This window comes from Bradyrhizobium sp. BR2003 (assembly GCF_009720285.1).
Taxonomy (GTDB): Bacteria; Pseudomonadota; Alphaproteobacteria; order Rhizobiales; family Xanthobacteraceae; genus Bradyrhizobium; species Bradyrhizobium elkanii.
In genome coordinates this window covers 103,068-119,870 of the sequence record NZ_SMYJ01000020.1, presented here as the reverse complement: position 1 = coordinate 119,870, position 16,803 = coordinate 103,068, and the positions used below count along the sequence as shown (strand labels likewise).

17 protein-coding genes are annotated in these 16,803 nt (G+C 64.8%); 8 read left to right on the top strand and 9 right to left on the bottom strand.

What is annotated here, in order from left to right:
• Positions 1–194 precede the first annotated feature (194 nt).
• On the bottom strand, positions 195–428 hold the full coding sequence (locus E2I15_RS15415; RefSeq protein ID WP_155262406.1) for a hypothetical protein: 234 nt from the start codon (positions 426–428) through the stop codon (positions 195–197).
• Between the two features lie 261 nt (positions 429–689).
• A complete protein-coding gene (locus E2I15_RS15410) occupies positions 690–827 on the bottom strand; it encodes a hypothetical protein (RefSeq protein WP_155262405.1) in 138 nt (45 codons plus the stop codon).
• Between the two features lie 183 nt (positions 828–1,010).
• Between E2I15_RS15410 and E2I15_RS15405 the strand changes: the two genes are divergently transcribed.
• The 6 genes from E2I15_RS15405 to E2I15_RS15380 are packed head-to-tail and all read left to right on the top strand — an operon-like array spanning position 1,011 to position 6,454.
• Entirely contained in the window at positions 1,011–2,270 is a 1,260-nt protein-coding gene (locus E2I15_RS15405) for an aromatic ring-hydroxylating oxygenase subunit alpha (RefSeq protein WP_137477316.1), read from the top strand.
• Entirely contained in the window at positions 2,270–2,767 is a 498-nt protein-coding gene (locus E2I15_RS15400; RefSeq protein ID WP_137477314.1) for an aromatic-ring-hydroxylating dioxygenase subunit beta, read from the top strand. The genes E2I15_RS15405 and E2I15_RS15400 overlap by 1 nt, the downstream gene beginning before the upstream one ends.
• A gap of 14 nt (positions 2,768–2,781) precedes the next feature.
• Positions 2,782–3,576 (top strand): enoyl-CoA hydratase/isomerase family protein, encoded by a 795-nt coding sequence (locus E2I15_RS15395; protein ID WP_137477313.1) that lies wholly within the window; start codon positions 2,782–2,784, stop codon positions 3,574–3,576.
• 1 nt (position 3,577) lies between these two features.
• A complete protein-coding gene (locus E2I15_RS15390) occupies positions 3,578–4,327 on the top strand; it encodes an SDR family NAD(P)-dependent oxidoreductase (RefSeq protein ID WP_137477311.1) in 750 nt (249 codons plus the stop codon).
• Position 4,328: 1 nt separating this feature from the next.
• Positions 4,329–5,264: an alpha/beta hydrolase gene (locus E2I15_RS15385; protein WP_137477310.1), complete on the top strand. Its 936-nt coding sequence runs from the start codon at positions 4,329–4,331 to the stop codon at positions 5,262–5,264.
• 5 nt (positions 5,265–5,269) lie between these two features.
• Complete coding sequence (locus tag E2I15_RS15380; RefSeq protein WP_246729405.1) at positions 5,270–6,454, top strand: acyl-CoA dehydrogenase family protein; 1,185 nt, start codon at positions 5,270–5,272, stop codon at positions 6,452–6,454.
• A gap of 400 nt (positions 6,455–6,854) precedes the next feature.
• On the opposite strand, the gene E2I15_RS15375 is transcribed toward E2I15_RS15380, so the two are convergent.
• From E2I15_RS15375 to E2I15_RS15345, 7 genes are read right to left on the bottom strand one after another with little or no spacing between them, the layout of a single operon-like run.
• Entirely contained in the window at positions 6,855–8,015 is a 1,161-nt protein-coding gene (locus E2I15_RS15375; RefSeq protein WP_137477308.1) for an ABC transporter substrate-binding protein, read from the bottom strand.
• A 30-nt stretch (positions 8,016–8,045) separates the two neighbouring features.
• On the bottom strand, positions 8,046–9,092 hold the full coding sequence (locus tag E2I15_RS15370; RefSeq protein WP_137477307.1) for a branched-chain amino acid ABC transporter permease: 1,047 nt from the start codon (positions 9,090–9,092) through the stop codon (positions 8,046–8,048).
• Positions 9,092–9,964: a branched-chain amino acid ABC transporter permease gene (locus E2I15_RS15365; protein ID WP_137477306.1), complete on the bottom strand. Its 873-nt coding sequence runs from the start codon at positions 9,962–9,964 to the stop codon at positions 9,092–9,094. The genes E2I15_RS15370 and E2I15_RS15365 overlap by 1 nt, the downstream gene beginning before the upstream one ends.
• The gene (locus E2I15_RS15360) at positions 9,965–11,899 is read right to left on the bottom strand and encodes an AMP-dependent synthetase/ligase (protein WP_137477305.1); all 1,935 of its coding nucleotides are present in this window, start codon (positions 11,897–11,899) and stop codon (positions 9,965–9,967) included.
• Entirely contained in the window at positions 11,899–12,693 is a 795-nt protein-coding gene (locus E2I15_RS15355; protein ID WP_137477304.1) for an ABC transporter ATP-binding protein, read from the bottom strand. The genes E2I15_RS15360 and E2I15_RS15355 overlap by 1 nt, the downstream gene beginning before the upstream one ends.
• Entirely contained in the window at positions 12,690–13,544 is an 855-nt protein-coding gene (locus E2I15_RS15350; protein ID WP_137477303.1) for an ABC transporter ATP-binding protein, read from the bottom strand. Before E2I15_RS15350 ends, E2I15_RS15355 begins: the two co-directional genes overlap by 4 nt.
• A gap of 5 nt (positions 13,545–13,549) precedes the next feature.
• On the bottom strand, positions 13,550–14,860 hold the full coding sequence (locus E2I15_RS15345) for a phytoene desaturase family protein (protein WP_246667952.1): 1,311 nt from the start codon (positions 14,858–14,860) through the stop codon (positions 13,550–13,552).
• 249 nt (positions 14,861–15,109) lie between these two features.
• Here E2I15_RS15345 and E2I15_RS15340 point away from each other — a divergent pair, with 249 nt between their 5' ends.
• Positions 15,110–15,745 carry a TetR/AcrR family transcriptional regulator gene (locus E2I15_RS15340; protein ID WP_137477301.1) on the top strand — a complete coding sequence of 212 codons (636 nt, stop codon included), beginning with the start codon at positions 15,110–15,112 and terminating at the stop codon, positions 15,743–15,745.
• Positions 15,746–15,959: 214 nt separating this feature from the next.
• Positions 15,960–16,448 carry a DUF417 family protein gene (locus E2I15_RS15335; RefSeq protein ID WP_137477300.1) on the top strand — a complete coding sequence of 163 codons (489 nt, stop codon included), beginning with the start codon at positions 15,960–15,962 and terminating at the stop codon, positions 16,446–16,448.
• The last annotated feature ends 355 nt before the right edge of the window (positions 16,449–16,803 follow it).

The following is a 16,803-nucleotide window of genomic DNA, read 5'->3' as shown; positions in this document are numbered from 1 at the left end:
TTGAATCTCTCTAACCGGGAGGGATTTGAATCATTCTAAGACGGGACAGGGCCCGCGCGTGTGCGCGAGCCCTGAACCCCGTAACTTGCTTGTCGCGTCCGCGCGTCAAATGGCCGTAGGACCGTTGCCCGAGGCTGCAGCCGTCGTCCTGTCACATCTCAGGTGTATGGTTCGCGTACGCCGCGCGATGCGCCTCACGACATCGCCAGGCTGACCGGTGCCTTGCCGACCACTCCCGTGCTGACGCCGTCGCGAGCCATCGATTCGATCGTGCCCCAGTTCTCGCGAAAGATCCGCGCCGCCTCGTTGGCGCTTTCCGCGTGGATCGTCAGACTGCACGCGCGTCTCGTGCCGTTGCTGGCGAGCTGGAAGTAGAGAACATATCCAGACGATTCCGCACTCCGTGCGGCCAGCGGTGCCTGCTGCATGTAGGTTTTCCCCAAAGTGTTTTTGTTGCGCCACCCGCAGGCAGGATTTGACAGGGATGCGGCACCTTCGTGGTTCACAGCGCCGCAATCTGCACGATTGCGCATTTTGTTCGGCGGTGTTGCCGGGACTCAACAGGCGATGGAACCGATGACGCGCAATGGCTGCAACTCAGCCGCGATCACAATGTGGCTTCAACTGTTGTTTGATGACGGGTTGCCCTTCCTTGAGGGGGGAAGCCGCGGCGCGAACCTTCGCGGCGGTCACAATCGCGATGCCGCGCTGAGATCGAACGCCCTGCGGCGCATGATCTGCGCCCGCTCAAGGTAGCGTTCGCGACGACGCGGAAATCGATGCAGCGTCGGATCGCAGGTCGCGGGCGCAACGAAGCCGTCGCGCAAGGCTGACTCGTGGCGCCGCCGACCACCGGGAATTGCCATCTGTCCGCGCCGGGCCGGGGGCGGTGATCGTAAAGCCGCTTGCTGGCCTGTCCCGGGCGTGCTATTAGTCGAACGACCGTTCGGATTATTATTGACCGTCGATGAAAACGTCGGCGGCAGGCGATCGGTGAGGGAGACGGAACGATGAACATGATGACCGGCGCCTCGCCATGGGAACGGTTGATCCGGCCCGACCGGGTGCACGGATCGCTCTATACCGATCCCGAGATCTTCGAGGCCGAACTCAAGAACATCTGGTACCGGACCTGGGTCTATGTCGGGCACGAGAGCGAGGTGCCGAACGCCAACGACTACGTCGTCAAGTCGATCGGCCCGCAATCCGTGATCATGACGCGCGACGAGCAGGGCAATGTCAATCTGCTGCTCAATCGCTGTTCGCATCGCGGCAACCAGGTCTGCTCCTATGAACGCGGCAATGCCCGCTCCTTCACCTGTCCGTTCCACTCCTGGACCTTCGCCAATGACGGCCGCCTGGTCGGCTATGCCTTCCCGGACGGCTATGAGGGGCAGGACAAGTCGCAGCTCGCGCTTGGTCGGGTGACGCGCGTCGAGTCTTACCGCGGCTTCGTGTTCGGCTCGTTCGCAGCCGACGGCCCGACCCTGAAGGAGCATCTCGGCGGCGCCGCCGAGACCATCGATCGCCTGGTGCGCACCTCGCCGGAGGGCGAGGTCGAGATCACGGCGGGCTTCCTCAAGCATCGCGTCAAGGCGAACTGGAAGTTCATCCTGGAGAACGAGTGCGACGGCTATCACCCGGCCTTCGTGCACACCTCGATCTTCGGCGTCGCCGACAGCATGATCGGCAAGCTCTATGGCGGCGCCTCGACCGCGCTGACGCGCGATTACGGCAATGGCCACACCGAGATCGATCTGCGGCCGGAATTTCGCAAGCGCGATGCGCCGATGAGCTGGTTCGGCACCAGCGAGGACCGGCTGCCGGACTACACGGCGCGGATGAAGGCCGCCCATGGCGACACCGCGGCGCGGGAGATCATGATCGACGGCACGCCGCATGTGATGATCTTCCCGAACCTGTTCATCGCCGAGATCCAGATGTTCGTGATCCAGCCGCTCGGCGTCGACGACAGCGTGCAGCACGTCACCGCGTTGCAGTTCAAGGGCGCGCCCGATTTGAACCGAAGGCTGCGCCAGCAGACCATGGGCTCGGTCGGCCCGGCCGGCTTCCTGCTGGCGGACGATTCCGAAATGTACGAGCGCTGCCATCGCGGCGTGCTGGCGCGCAATCCGGAATGGATATTCCTCGGCCGCGGCGAGAAGCGCGAGCGGCGGGACGAACTCGGCTTCACGGTCGGTCACGTCACCGACGAGGTGCCGTCGCGCGGCATCTGGACGCATTATCGCAAGCTGATGGAGCCAAACTGATGCTGTCGCGCGAGAGCAGCGCCACGTTGATGAGCGCCATCACTGCCTTCCTCTATCGCGAGGCGCGGTTGCAGGACGAGCATCAATACGAGGCCTGGGAAAACCTCTGGACCGACGACGGCGTCTATTGGGTGCCGGCCAACGGCGCCGACATCGATCCGGAACGGCAGATGTCGATCATTTACGACAACCGCTCGCGGATCGCGCTGCGGGTCCGGCAGCTGATGACCGGCAAGCACTTCACCCAGACGCCGCAGTCGAACCTGCGCCGGCTGATCTCCAACATCGAATTGATGGACGAGCAGCCTGATGACGGCGACATCGCGGTCGCCAGCAACAGTCTCATTTTCGAATCGAGCCTGCGTGACGACACGCTGTGGGCGGCGCGCAATGAATACCGGCTGCGCCATGTCGATGGCGAATTGCGGATGGCCGCCAAGAAGGTCATCCTCGTCAACAACGACAAGGCAATCTACACGCTCTCTTTCCTGGTCTAGAGGAAGATTTCGCCATGATCGATGAGGGCCCCGTCCTGCTCGACATCACCGACGGCATCGCGCGGCTGCGGCTCAACCGCCCTGATGCGGCCAACGGCATGAGCGCCGAGCTGCTCCGCTCGCTGTGCGACGCCATCATGGTGTGTCACGGCCATCCGGATCTGCGTGTCGTGCTGCTGAGCGGCGAGGGCACCAATTTCTGCGCCGGCGGCGATGTCCGCGCCTTTGCCGCCAAAGGCGAGAAGCTGCCGGACTATATCCGGCAGGCCACCGCCTATCTGCAGAATGCGGTCACCGGTTTGCTGCGGCTGGAGGCGCCGGTCATATCATCGGTGCAGGGCTTTGCGGCGGGCGGCGGCGGCTTCGGTCTGGTCTGCGCCTCCGACATTGTGATCGCGGCGGAATCGGCAAAGTTTCTCGCCGGCGCGACGCGGGTGGCGATGGCGCCGGATGCCGGCGTCTCCGTCACGCTGTCGCGGCTGGTCGGCCTGCGGCGGGCGATGTCGATCCTGTTGACCAATCCGGTGATCCCGGCGTCGGAAGCGTTGCAGATGGGCATCGTCACCAAGGTCGTGCCCGATGCCGAGCTTGCCGAGGCATCGCTCGCGCTGGCGCGCGAGCTTGCGGCCGGCGCGCCGAAGGCGCTGGCGGCGACCAAGCGGCTGGTCTGGGCCGGCACCGGCACCAGCATCGAGCAGTGCCTGTCGGAAGAGGCGCGCACCGTCGCCGAACTCTCGGGGATGGCCGATGCACGCGAAGGCCTCGCCGCGGTGATCGAGCGGCGCCAGCCTGTATTCACGGGGCGCTGAGGTGGCGACCTTGCCATTCGGACGTCTCGATGGCCGCCGCGCCTTCGTCTCCGGCGGTGCGCGGGGCATCGGTGCTGCGATCGCGCGCAGCTTTGCCGGCGCGGGCGCGAGGGTCGTGATCGCCGATCTCGACGTCGCCGCGGCCTCCGAGCTGGCGCGCGAGACCGGCGCTGACGTTGCGGGATTAGACGTCAGCGACGCCACGGCGGTGCAGGCCGTGATGGCGCAGGACGGCCCATTCGACATTGTCGTCAACAATGCCGGCATCGATCAGCACGCCTTCTTCACCGATACCACGGCGGAAGATTGGGCGCGGCTGATCGCGGTCAATCTCACCTCGGTCCTGGCCTGCACCCACGCCGCGCTGCCGGCGATGCAGGCGGCGCGCTTTGGCCGCATCATCAACGTCACCTCGGAAGCGGCACGGCTCGGCTCAAAGGGCGGTGCGGTCTACTCCGCGGCCAAGGGCGGCGTGATCTCGTTCACCCGGAGTATCGCGCGGGAAAATGCACGCTATGGCATCACCGCGAACGCGATCGCGCCGGGACCGATCCGCACGCCGATGCTGGAGCAGGCCGTGGCCGAGGGCGGCGACAGGATCCTGCAGGCGATGACCGACGCAACGCTGCTCGGCCGCCTCGGCGAGCCGGAGGAGGTCGCGGCGGCTGCGCTGTTCCTGGCTTCCGACCAGGCCGCCTATATCACCGGCGAGACGCTCGGCGTTTCCGGCGGCATGGGCATCGGCGGCTGAAATGGGCAGCGCGGATGACGATATCGCAATCACGCCGGTCGATCGCGCGATCGAGCGCTTGCGCGCGATCTATCGCGGCTGGACCCGCGATACATCGGTGGCGCAGATGCGCGACGACTGGGACGCCGCCTTTGCCGGTTGCTCGGTGCCGGTGACGTGCCAGCCGGTCTCCGCCGGCGAGGTCGACGGCGAATGGCTCGTGCCGACATACGCACCGCGCGACAAGGTGATCCTCTATTTTCACGGCGGCGGTTTCCGCATCGGCTCGGTGGCGTCGCATCGCGACCTGGCCGCGCGGATTGCCGATGCATCCGGCTGCCGCGTGCTCTCGATCAATTACCGGCTGGCGCCGCAGCATCGCTTTCCGGCGGCGCTGGAGGATACGCTGATTGCCTATCGGTATTTGCGCGATCAGGGGCTGCATCCGGCGGATATCGCCTTCGCCGGGGATTCGGCCGGCGGCAACCTGGTGCTATGCACGATGCTGGCGGCGCGCGATCGCGGCCTGCCGCTCCCTGCCGCCGGCGCGCTGATGTCACCGTGGACCGATCTCACCGCGAGCGGCGCGAGCTATCAGAGCCGGGCCGAGGCCGATCCGATCCACCAGCGCGCCATGATCCTGGCCCTGACGAAGAACTATCTCGGCAAAGACGGCGATGTCAGCGATCCCTTCGCCTCGCCGCTATATGCCGATCTCTCCGGTCTGCCGCCGCTGCTGGTGCAGGTCGGCGACCGCGAGACCGTGCGCGACGATTCAACGGAACTGGCCGCACGGGCGAAGGCTGCCGGAGTCGACGTCGCGCTGCAGGTGTGGGACGGCATGATCCACGTCTTCCAGATGTTCCCGGAGATTCCGCAGGCGCGAGAGGCGGTCGCATCGCTGGCAGCTTTTTTGCGCAACCATCTTCACATCGGCCATCAGAGGGCGCCACAATGAACGTCATGACGTCGGATCCGTGCCAGCTCACTGAGACCGAATTCCACTTTTCGGAGCAGCCCAATCTGCCCGAGGAACTGCGCATGCTGCGCGAGCAGGTGCGCCGCTTTGTCGAGAAGGAAGTGGTGCCGCATGCCGAGGCGTGGGAGCGCGACGGCAAGATTCCGCGCGAGATCTATCGCCGCATGGGCGCGCTCGGCTTTCTCGGCATGCGCCATGCGGTCGAATATGGCGGCACCGACATGGGGCCGCTGGCCTCGATGGTGTTCGCCGAGGAGCTGGGGCGCTCCAGCTTCGGCGGCTTCACCTCGTCGATCCTCGTGCATACCGACATGTCGGCGGTGCACATCTCCTTGCGCGGCACGCCGGAACAGAAGCAGAAGTATTTGCCGGCGATCATCCGCGGCGAGACGGTCTGCTCGATCGCGGTGACCGAGCCCGACGCCGGCTCCGACGTCGCAGGCCTCAAGACGCGGGCGCGGCGCGACGGCGACTTCTGGGTGATCAACGGCGCAAAGATGTTCGTCACCAACGCGGTCTATGGCGACCTCCTGATCGTCGCCGCGCGCACCGACCCGCACGCCAAGGGCAGCCGCGGCATCTCGCTGTTCATCGTCGAGCGCAACACGCCGGGCATCACGGCGACCAAGCTAGACAAGCATGGCTGGCTCTGCTCGGACACCGCCGAGATAGCGTTCCAGGACGTGCGCGTGCCGGCGGAGAATCTGCTCGGCGAGGAGAACAAGGGCTTCTACGGCATCATGGAGACCTTCCAGAACGAGCGTATCTGCATCGGCGGCATCTGTGCCGGCGAGTCCGCCAAGGCGATCGAGCTGACGGCGAATTATGTGAAGACGCGGCAGGCGTTCGGCGGCCCGCTCTGGAAGCAGCAGGGCGTGCGGCTGAAGCTCGCCCAGCTTGCCGCAAAGGCGGCGGCGGCGCGGGCGCTGGCCTATCAGGCCGCCGAACTCGCGGCGGCCGGGCAGGATTGCCTGCGTGAGGTCTCGATGGTGAAGGCGCTGTCGCCCGAAGTGCTGCACGAGGTCGTGCACGGCTGCCTGCAACTGCATGGCGGCTCAGGCTTCATGCGCGGCACGCCGATCGAGCGCATGGTGCGCGACGCCCGCGTGCTGACGATCGGCGGCGGTGCCACCGAGGTGATGCTGGAAGAGGTCGCCAAGCGGATGTGAGGGGGCGGCTCTTCCCTCGCTCCGTTTCGGCAGGGCGATCGCATACGCGTCTTCGCCGGCCGCGCAGGAGCTTGGCCTCGTGGTTCGAGTCGCGCCGCAAGCGGCGCTCCTCACCATGAGGGTCCACCCCGACGGGGAGAGGTCGGATTGCGCCTGGCGACGCGACGCATCGCCCAGTGCAATCCGGTTGAGGGCTCTTTCTCTCTCGATGGACCGTAACCCCTCACCCGAGGAGCGGGCAGACTCACATCGCTATTTCGGGATAATAGAATAATACAGCTGATTTGCCCGACGTGTCAAGTTGCCCTGCCGGACGCCGAAACCTCCTTTGCATGGGGTTGTTTTCGATATTTTGGCCGCGCGCACCCGTGGTGATCGCAAGCGGGGTTTGCGGAAGCAGTCACTCCACCGGCTTGAAGCTGAGCGTCGCGGCATCGGCCTGCATGATCTGCAGCTTCTGGTTGGAGAAGCGCACGCCGGGACCGAAGCTGATCGGCGCCATCACGCCGGTCTCGACATTCTTGGTCTTCTCCAGCTCCGAGATGGTGCAGGCCCAGGTCGGCTGCTTGCCGCAGCGCTCGATTGCGGCAATCAAGACCTTCGCGGCGGCATAGCCGGTCATCGTGTAGCGGTTGATGCCCTTGAACTCGGCCTCCGACACCAGCGGCTTGGCCTTCTCGAGGAACGCCTTGCCGGCGGTGCCCGCGAACGGTTCGACATAGTCGACCGCGTAGATGCGGTCGCCGGCCGGACCCATCAGCTTCAACACCGGCTCGATACGGCCGGGCCAGAAGATGCCGGTCACCGGCTTGATGTTCAATTTCTCGAGCTCCTTTGTCATCGCGATGTTCTCGGCGATGATGCCGCCGGCCAGGAACACCTCGGCGCCGGAATCCTTCAGCTGCAACATGTCGGACGAGAAATCCTGCTGGCCCTTCTTGTAGTTGCCGCTGTAGACGACGTTCAACTTCTTGGCCTTGACCACGGAATCGAAGCCGTCGCGCACCGTGATGCCGTAATCGTCGTCCTGGGTGATCAGGCCCCATTTCTTGCCTGGGTTCTTGTCGGCGAGGAAGTTGACGAGGTGGATGATGCCTTCTTCGTAGGATTGGCCGACCACGAACACGTTCTTGCGCGGCGGCTCCCACAGGAATTTGACCGGCGCGACGTCGATCACCGTCGGGATGCCGGATTTCTCCAGCACCGGCATCACCGCGATCGACTGGCCCGAGCCGGAGATGCCGAGCATCGCGAAGACCTTGTCGACGTCGATCACCTTCTTGACGCCCTGGATGGTGCGCGCGGTGACGTAGCCGTCGTCCTCCAGCACATATTTGATCTTGCGGCCGTTGATGCCGCCGGCGGCATTTGCTTCGGCGATCGCGATCTTGTGGCCGATCGAGGCGGCGACGCCGAGCAGCGCCGGCGGGCCGGTCAGCGGCTCGACGTCGCCGATCAGGATCTCGCTGTCGGTGATCCCGGGATCGGCGGCAGCAGCGGGCCCGATCGCAAGACAGGCCGCGGAAAGCAGCAGCGAGGCCGCCGCCAGGTGTTTGATCATTGTCTCCTCCTCATGGTGATGCGTTTTTTGTTAGTAGCGCAGCGGCCAGTGCACCCAGGTCCGCCTGATGTCGTGCCAGGCGCCGACCAGCCCCCTCGGCTGGAAGCGCAGGAACAGGATGATGACGAGGCCGTAGAGCATGCTCTTCAGCTCCTGCGCGCCGGTCGCGAAGGTCGCGTCCATCTGTGCGCTGAACAGGCTGAAGACGAGCCGTGTCGCCTCCGGCAGCAGCACGATCAGGATGGTGCCGAGCACCGCGCCGAGCGCCGAGCCGAGCCCGCCGACGATCAGGATCGCCAGCGCCTCGATCGAGAGCAGGAACGGAAAGCCCTCGACGCTGACGAAGGAGAGATAGATGCCGTACAGCGCGCCGGCGATGCCGGTGATGAACGCCGAGGTGATGAAGGCGAACAGCTTGTAGGCGTGCAGGTTGATGCCCATGACGCGCGCCGCGGTGTCGTTGTCCCTGATCGCGACGAAGGCGCGGCCGACCCGGCTGCGGCGGATGTTGAGGGTGGCGAACAGCGTCAGCCCCGCGATGCCGAGGCAGAGATAGGTGAAGGCGGCATCGCCGTCGAAGCTGATGCCGAAGATCTCGGGCCGCTGCACCTGAATGCCGCGCGCGCCATTGGTGAGCCAGCGCATCTCCAGGATCACGGTGTTGATGATGAACGAGAAGGCGAGCGTGGTGATGGCGAGGTAAAGTCCCTTGAGCCGCAACGACGGCGCGCCGACGATCAGGCTCGCCAGCGCCGGCACCACGCCGGCGCCGAGGAAACCGACCAGCGGCGGCATGTGGTACTTCGAGACCAACACCGCATAGGCATAGGCGCCGGTGACGAGGAAGCCGACATGGCCGAGCGAGATCAGGCCGGTGTAGCCGGTCAGGATGTTGAGTCCGAGCGCGCCGGTCACCGTGATCAGGATGATCATCAGGAACGACAGCGCGTAGGAATTCAGAACATAGGGCGCTGCGATCAGCGCCAGCATCAGCACAGCCGACCATAGCCACACCGGCGGGGAATCGATCAGCGCAACCAGTTCGCCATAGCTCTGCTTGTAATCGCCGGTCCGCATCACACCCTCTCGATGTCGCGTTCGCCGAAGATGCCGAACGGGCGGATCATCAGCACGATGATGATCATGGCAAAGCCCGCGACCTCCTTGATGCCGGAGCCGACATAGCCGCCGGCCAGGTTTTCGGTGATGCCGATCAGGAGGCCGCCGAGGCCGGAGCCGAGCACGGCGTCGAGGCCGCCCAGGATGGTGGCCGGAAACGCCTTCAGCCCAAGCTGGAACATCGCCGGCGATAGATCATAAGACAGCGCAAAGAACACGCCGCCGATGCCGGCGATCACCGAAGAGGCGGCCCAGGCCAGCGCATGAACTCTTGTTGCGCTGATGCCCATCAACAGCGCGGTGCGGTCGTCGGCCGCGACCGCGCGCATCGCAACCCCGACCTTGCTGTAGCGGAAGAACGCCCAGATCCCGGCGAGCAGCAGAAGCAGCGTCGCGATCACGGCAATCTGCCCGGTGCGCACGCCGATGCCGCCGAGATGCACGATGCCGCGGCCCATGCCGATATCGAGGCCGTGCGGGTAGGCGTCCCAGATGAAGTTGATGGCCGAGCGCAGGATCACGGCGAGCCCGATCGTCACCATCACGGTGGCGAATACCGGCTCGCCCAGCATCGGCCGCATCACGAGGCGCTCGATGATCAGGCCGAGCAGGACAGCGGCGAGAATCGCGCCCACCGCGACGACGAACACATTGCCGCTGACCGTGGTCGAGATCGTCCAGGCGATATAGGCGGTGATCATGGTCATTTCGCCCTGGGCGAAATTGACCAGCCCGGTCGACTTGTAGATCACGGCGAAGCCCATCGCGATCAGGCCGTAGATCGCGCCGATCGCGAGCCCCGAGATCAGCAGCTGGATCAGATACTGCATTCAGCCCTCCGCCCGGTAGATGATGGCGAGCTCGCGGGCGAACTTCTTCTCTATCATGGCGCGGCGTACCTTCTGCGTGGCGGTCAGCTCGCCGTCGTCATGGTCGAGCTCCTTTTCCAGGATGGCGAACCGCCTGATGTTCTCGACCCGGGCGAACCGCTTGTTGGTCTCGTTGACGACGCGCTCGACCAGCTCATTCACTTCGGGAAGCTGCGACAGCGATTTGTAGTTGGTGTAAGCGAGCGCCCGGTCGCGTGCCCAACGGCCGACATTGTCGTAGTCGACCTGGATGATGGCGCCGAGATACTTCTTGGCCTCGCCGACCACGATCGCTTCCTTGATGAACTCGGAATCCTTCAGTGCGTTCTCGATCTCGGACGGCGCGATGTTCTTGCCGCCGGCGGTGATGATGATCGCCTTCTTACGGTCGACCACGGCGATCTCGCCATTGTCCAATATCTCGATAATGTCGCCGGTGCGCAGCCAGCCGCCTTGTTCCAGCGAGGCGGTCGAGGCTTTCTCGTCGAGGAAGTAACCTTTGAAGACGCCCGGGTTGCGCAGCAGGATCTCGCCGTCGGTATCACACTTCCATTCCGTCTGCGGCAGCGGCACGCCGCAGCCGCCGATCCGGTGATGGCTTTCGGTCTGGATGAAGGCGACGCCGCCGCTTTCGGTGAGCCCATAGCCCTGCGACACCGGCCGGCCGATGATGTCGAAGAAGCGCAGCGTCTCCGGCGAGATCGAGGCGCCGGCGCAGAGCCGGTGCCGGCTGTAGGCGAAGCCGAGATGGCGCTGCAAATTGCGGAACATCAGGAGATAGAGCAGCCCGTAGGCGGCGCGATCGAGCCAATTGTCGTTGCCGGCCTGCCGGCGGTCGGACAGCGTGCGGCCCCAGGCGAGGCAGGCTCTGGTGAAGCTCTGGCGCAGCCGACCGCTCTCGCCGAGGCGGAACAGAAAGCCCTGCTGAAGCTTCTCGTAGATGCGGGGCACGCCGACAAAGAAGGTCGGGGCGATCTCGCGGATGTTGATTGCGACCGTGTCGATCGATTCGGCGAACGAGACGGTGCCGCCGAGTACGAGATGCGTCACGGTGCCGTAGCAGCGCTCGGCGACGTGGCACAGCGGCAGATAGCTCACCGCCTCGAACGGCTTGTCGGCGATGCCGACGGTCCTGGCGTAGGCATAGGCGGCGTAGACGAGATTGCGATGGGTCAGCATCGCGCCCTTGGGCGGACCTGTCGTGCCCGAGGTGTAGACGAGGATGCAGACGTCGTCGGGCGCGCCCTGGCTGATCAGGCGGTCGAGCGTGGCGTCGGCCTCCGGGTTCTGCTGGGCGTAGGTCTTGCCGCGCTCGCACAATGCGGCGAACGACATCAGCTCCGATTGCCGGTAATGCCGCAGGCCCTTCATGTCGATGCAGACGATGGCTTCCAGATCCGGCAGGCCGTCATTGCCCGCCATCGCATCCAGCACCTTGTCGGTCTGCTCCTGGTCGCCGGTGACGACGATGCGGGCGCCCGAATGCTTGACGATATATTGCAGCTCGACCCAGGGATTGGTCGGATAGATGCCGACCGCCACCGCGCCGATCATCTGCGCACCAAGATCGGCATAAAACCATTCCGGCGTGTTCTCGCCGGCGATGGCGATCCGGTCGCCCGGCTTGATGCCGAGCGAGAGCAGGCCGAGCGCCACCGCGCGCGCGGTGTCGTAATAGTGCCGCCACGAATAGGGATTCCAGATGCCGTAGTCCTTCTCGCGCAGCGCCAGCGCCTCGCCGTGCATCGCGGCGCGCTGCCGCAGCAATTGCGGGATGGTGATGGCGGCATCCGCAAGCGCGGCTTGGAATGCGTCGGCGCAGGTTGCCGGCGGATTCCGCGGCGTGCTCGCTTGCAGCGGCGGATGAGCGGTGCGCAGGCTGTCCAGCGTCGACATCACGCGCCTGCCTTTGCCATCGCGTCAGTGCGCTGGCCGCCGAGATAGGCCTCCGCGACCGCCGGATCGCGCCTGATCTCACCGGGCGTGCCTTCGGCTATCTTGCGGCCGAAATTGAGAACATGCACGCGGTCGGAGATGTCCATTACGATGCGCATCTCGTGCTCGATCATCACGACGGTGATGCCGAGCTCGTCGCGGATGTCGAGCACGAAGCGCGCGATGTCCTCGGTCTCCTCCTGGTTCATGCCGGAGACCATCTCGTCGAGCAGCAACAGCTTCGGCTCGCAGGCGAGCGCGCGGGCGAGCTCGACGCGCTTTTGCTGGCCGTAGGACAGCGTGCCGACCACGGCGTCCCTGATATGCTCGATCTCAAGGAATTCGATGATGTATTCGACACGCTGCCGTGCCGCGATCTCTTCCTTGCGAGTACGCCCGTAAAACCACATCGCATCGAGCACGGTCGAGCGCAGATGGGCGTGGCGGCCGGTCAGGATGTTCTCGACCACGGTGCCGTGCTTGAACAGCGCGAGATTCTGGAAGGTGCGGCCGATGCCGACCGCGGCGAATTTCCACGGCGAGATCGTCGAGAGGTCGATGCCGTCGAAACTCATGCGGCCGCCGCTCGGCCGCAGCACGCCCGAGATCATGTTGAACAGCGTGGTCTTGCCGGCGCCGTTCGGACCGATCACGCTGCAGATCTCGCCGGGCTCGACGCGCAGGCTGACATCGGCGACGGCCTGCAGGCCGCCGAAGCGCTTTGACAGGTTCTCGACTGTGAGCAGCGCGGTCACGACAGCCACCGCTTGCGGCGCTTGTAATGTTTGACGTCGCGCAGGCTCTTGCGGCCGGCGGAGGAGACGCCGAGATAGAATTCCTGGACGTCCTCGTTGGCGGTGAGCCTCGCTGCCGTGCCGTCGAGCACGACGCGGCCGGTCTCCAGGATGTAGCCGTAGTCGGAGATATCGAGTGCGCGCTGCGCGTTCTGCTCGACCAGCAGCACCGTCATCTTCAGTTCGTCGCGCAGCCGGACGATCACCTCATAGATGCGGTCGATGATCAGCGGCGCGAGGCCGAGCGACGGCTCGTCGAGCGCCAGCAGCACGGGATCGGTCATCAGCGCCCGGCCGATCGCGAGCATCTGCTGCTCGCCGCCGGACATGTAGCCGGCGATATGGTCGCGCCGCTCATATAGCCGCGGAAATAGCGCAAACACCTTGTCGCGGCGCTCGCGCGCCTCGGCGCTGGTCCTGGTGTAGCCGCCCATTTGCAGGTTCTCGTCGATGGTCAGTGCCGCGAACACGCGGCGGCCCTCCGGCACCTGCACGATGCCGCGGCGGACCAGTTCGTCCGGCGCAAGGCGATGCACCTCGTCATTGCGGAAGCGGATGCTGCCGTTCTCGATCACGCCTTCCTCGGTATAGAGGATGCCGGACATCGCTTTCAGCAGCGTCGATTTGCCGGCGCCGTTGGAGCCGAGCAGGGCGACGATGCTGCCCTCGGGCACCGCGATCGAGACGTCGCGGATCGCCTCGATCGCATTGTCGTAGACGATCCGGATGTTGCGGAAGTCGAGCAGGCAATCCTGCGCCGGCATGGCCTCTGGCGCTGCTTGCGGCATCGGATGCGGGATGGTCGTCGGCATCACGCTCAGACCCGGCCGGCCGACAAGCGCGGACGCGCGGCGAGGATGGCATCGGTGACGAGCTTCGCGGTCTCGGCGCAGGCCTGGGTGCCGCCATTGCCATATTGCTTCACCGCGTCGCCGACGCACCAGAGGCCCTCGATGCCGGTCTCGCGCGGCAGATCGTAGCCGGCGCAGCTGCGCTGCGCCGGCCAGTCGTCGCGCATCACCCGGACCGAGAGGATTTTTGCCTGGTCGAAATTCGCGAACTGCTCGCGAAGATCCTCGAGCGCGAGCGCGACCTCTGCGTGGGAGTCGAAATCGCCGAGCGCGGGCACCGGAACCGCGTAGGCGACATAGAGATGCCAGCCTGATGGAGCGAGCTCCGGACAGGTGGCGCTGAGGTTCGCCATGTTGCAGAGTCGGCGCGTCTTGCCGAAGGTGACGATGCCGGGATGATTGATCAGCGGCTCGCGACTCGCGACATTGATGACGATGTTGGCGGCCGGGTGCAGGTCGTTCTTCACCTTGGCGATGTAATCTGCCAGGAACGCCTCGCTGCCGGCAAGCGCGACGGTGGCCTTCGGTCCCGCATTGCTGATAACGAGATCGGTGTCGATCCGCACCGGCTCGCCGTTCCTGAGCACGGTGACGCCTTCAACCTTGCCGTTGGCGGTGTGGATCGTCGTCGCCAGCGTTCCGAGCCAGATGTCGCCATTGCGCCTGACAGCGTTGCCGAGACTGTTCCAGACGCCGATCGTGCCCTGCGGGCAGAAGCCGAACTTCTTGAAGGCGCCCTTGCTGGTGAAATAAGTGAGGAAGGCGCGGGCTGGCAGTTCGGCGGCGTTGCAGGCGAAGATCGCCGCGCAGAGATTGCGGAACAGCGCGTGCACCGTGGCATTGCTGGTGTAGCCCTTCAGCCAGTCTTCGGTCGATTGCCGCCCGTCAGGCAGATTGCCGGAGCGGGCGTCGGCGAATTTCTCCAGGATGCGCGAGGCTTGCTTGGTCAGTTGGCCGAGCAGCAGCGACCAGCCGCCGCGGCCGACATCGATCACCTTGCCGTCGATGAAGAACGAGCTCGCGGGCTCCGGCGCGCGGATGTCGAGCGGGGCGCCGACGGTGTGGAAGGTTTCCTCGAACACGCCACCGAACTCGATCGCGATCGCCCCGATATTGACCTTGAAGCCGTCGATCTCCTCGGTCGAGGCGCGGCCACCGAGCCGGTCCTTGTCGTCGACGACGAGCGTATGCAGCCCGCCATGGGCAAGGCGCGCCGCGGCGCACAGCCCGCCGGCACCGGCTCCGATCACGACAGCATCGATCCTCTGAGAATCCACGCACAACCTCCCGCGATGCCGCCGGGTTGGTCCCGGCGTGCGCAATCCGCTTGCTTGATGGACGGCAGTCTAATATAATCCGACCGGTCGTTCAAATTATTTTTTGACGCAGGTCGCATCATCAAGGGCGATCGAAGAGTTCTGGTGGAAGGTGCCCGCAAAGGGGAGGAGAGCGTGCGGCTGCGGTAGTATAGAGAGACGGCAGTCGCCCGATTCCGGCGGCGCCGATGGTGCACGAGAGAGACGGCAATGGCGCGGACGCGCTCAGAGAATTACGACGAGATTCAGCGGAACATTCTCACCACCGCCTGCGGCCTGTTCGCGCGGCAGGGCTATATGCGTGCCTCGATCGCCGACCTTGCGGATGCCTGCAAGCTGTCGCGGGGCGCGCTGTACCATTATTTCGATTCCAAGGAAGCGATCCTGTTCGCGATCCTCGACGCCCATATCCGAGAGATGATCACCGACGTCGAGGCCGCGATGGCCGCAAAGGCGACGACGCTGGAGCGGTTCCGCGCCGCGATCCAGGCCATCGTCGCGCTGAATGCGCGTTCGAGCGACGAGCAGCGCGTGATCCTCAACGACCTCTCGTTCCTCGGCGAGACCGAGCAGGATGCGATCAAGGCGCTGGAGCGTCAGCTCGTCGACACGGTCTCGGATCTTCTGGTCAAGCTCGACAAGGAAGGCAAGATCGTCAAGCGGACCAAGAAAATCTACAGCATGATGCTGTTCGGCATCCTGAACTTCAGCCACACCTGGTACGATCCGAAGGGCGGGATCGATCCAGGGGAGTTCGCCGACATGGTGGTGGACCTGTTCCTGTACGGCTTCACCATGCCGGTGCCGGCAAAGGACGCCGCGCGGCCGCTGCGCCAGCGCGCCTGAGGCCGACGCGGCGCGCTTCGCGGCTGCGCGCCGATGATATCTCTCGCAGCGAGGCATCTCTCGCATCGATTATTCCTCATCTCATCTGCACATCATCGTGAAGGCCGAGACGTTGTCCCGCGCGTAACGAGCGCGCGGCGCACTGCGTAGTTCTGCTCACGAACGCCGCAACAGCGGCCGATGATGGCATCGCAGCGAGGGAAGAAACATCCGCATGAATCTGTCGTTCAACATCGCCGAACAGGGCGAGGGGTCTTATCGAGCGCTCGCGATCCTGCGCTGGGTTATGGTCGTGATCTTCGTGTCGTTCGGCATGCAGAAATTCACGCTGCAATCGGCGCAAGGCATCGCGCAGTTCATCAGCAACAGCCCGTTCATCTCGTGGCTGTCGGTGTTCGGTCTCCGGGGCGAGGCCTATGTGCTCGGGGTAGCCGAGTTCGGCATTGCGGTGCTGCTCGCCGCCGGCGCGTTCAGCCCGCTTCTCTCGGCGATCGGCGCGCTGATGGGCGTCATCACCTTCGCGGTGACGTGGTCGTTCTTCTTCACGACGCCCGGGGTGGTCAAATGGAGCCTGTCGACCGATCCGATGGCCTGGAACCTGGCCGGCGAGTTTCTGTTCAAGGACATCGTGCTGCTGTGCGTGTGTCTCGTGCTGCTGTTGGCGTCGTTGCCGCGGTCGATCGTCCGCTTGCGCGCCACATAGGTCTCGCGCGGCGCGATCGATGGTTAATCGATGCTTAACGAGGCATCGCGCGCATCCGGCATCCGGAACAGGACAAAACGTCGCGGACGACCGTGTCTTGAAAATCGAATCCAATCGGCTTATGCAACCTTCGATTGACGAATTGTTGCTAGGAAGAAACGTCCCCGGTTGGGAGCGGAATGTGACGAAGTCAGAAATATCCTTGGTCCGATCGGCAAGCGCCGGTCTTGCCTTTTCGTCGAAGCCCACTCCCGTCATTTTCAAACGTCCCGCATTTTTTTGTTCGATTGCAGTTCCCGCACCGTGGCTGGAGTGGGAGGGCGGTCGCGATCGCGGCTTCCGGAAGTGACCACCG

Coding starts and splice junctions, on each gene's coding strand:
- E2I15_RS15415 (WP_155262406.1), bottom strand. CDS start 428: ATGCAGCAGGCACCGCTGGCCGCACGGAGTGCGGAATCGTCTGGATAT.
- E2I15_RS15405 (WP_137477316.1), top strand. CDS start 1,011: ATGAACATGATGACCGGCGCCTCGCCATGGGAACGGTTGATCCGGCCC.
- E2I15_RS15400 (WP_137477314.1), top strand. CDS start 2,270: ATGCTGTCGCGCGAGAGCAGCGCCACGTTGATGAGCGCCATCACTGCC.
- E2I15_RS15395 (WP_137477313.1), top strand. CDS start 2,782: ATGATCGATGAGGGCCCCGTCCTGCTCGACATCACCGACGGCATCGCG.
- E2I15_RS15385 (WP_137477310.1), top strand. CDS start 4,329: ATGGGCAGCGCGGATGACGATATCGCAATCACGCCGGTCGATCGCGCG.
- E2I15_RS15380 (WP_246729405.1), top strand. CDS start 5,270: ATGACGTCGGATCCGTGCCAGCTCACTGAGACCGAATTCCACTTTTCG.
- E2I15_RS15375 (WP_137477308.1), bottom strand. CDS start 8,015: ATGATCAAACACCTGGCGGCGGCCTCGCTGCTGCTTTCCGCGGCCTGT.
- E2I15_RS15370 (WP_137477307.1), bottom strand. CDS start 9,092: ATGCGGACCGGCGATTACAAGCAGAGCTATGGCGAACTGGTTGCGCTG.
- E2I15_RS15365 (WP_137477306.1), bottom strand. CDS start 9,964: ATGCAGTATCTGATCCAGCTGCTGATCTCGGGGCTCGCGATCGGCGCG.
- E2I15_RS15360 (WP_137477305.1), bottom strand. CDS start 11,899: ATGTCGACGCTGGACAGCCTGCGCACCGCTCATCCGCCGCTGCAAGCG.
- E2I15_RS15350 (WP_137477303.1), bottom strand. CDS start 13,544: ATGCCGACGACCATCCCGCATCCGATGCCGCAAGCAGCGCCAGAGGCC.
- E2I15_RS15340 (WP_137477301.1), top strand. CDS start 15,110: ATGGCGCGGACGCGCTCAGAGAATTACGACGAGATTCAGCGGAACATT.
- E2I15_RS15335 (WP_137477300.1), top strand. CDS start 15,960: ATGAATCTGTCGTTCAACATCGCCGAACAGGGCGAGGGGTCTTATCGA.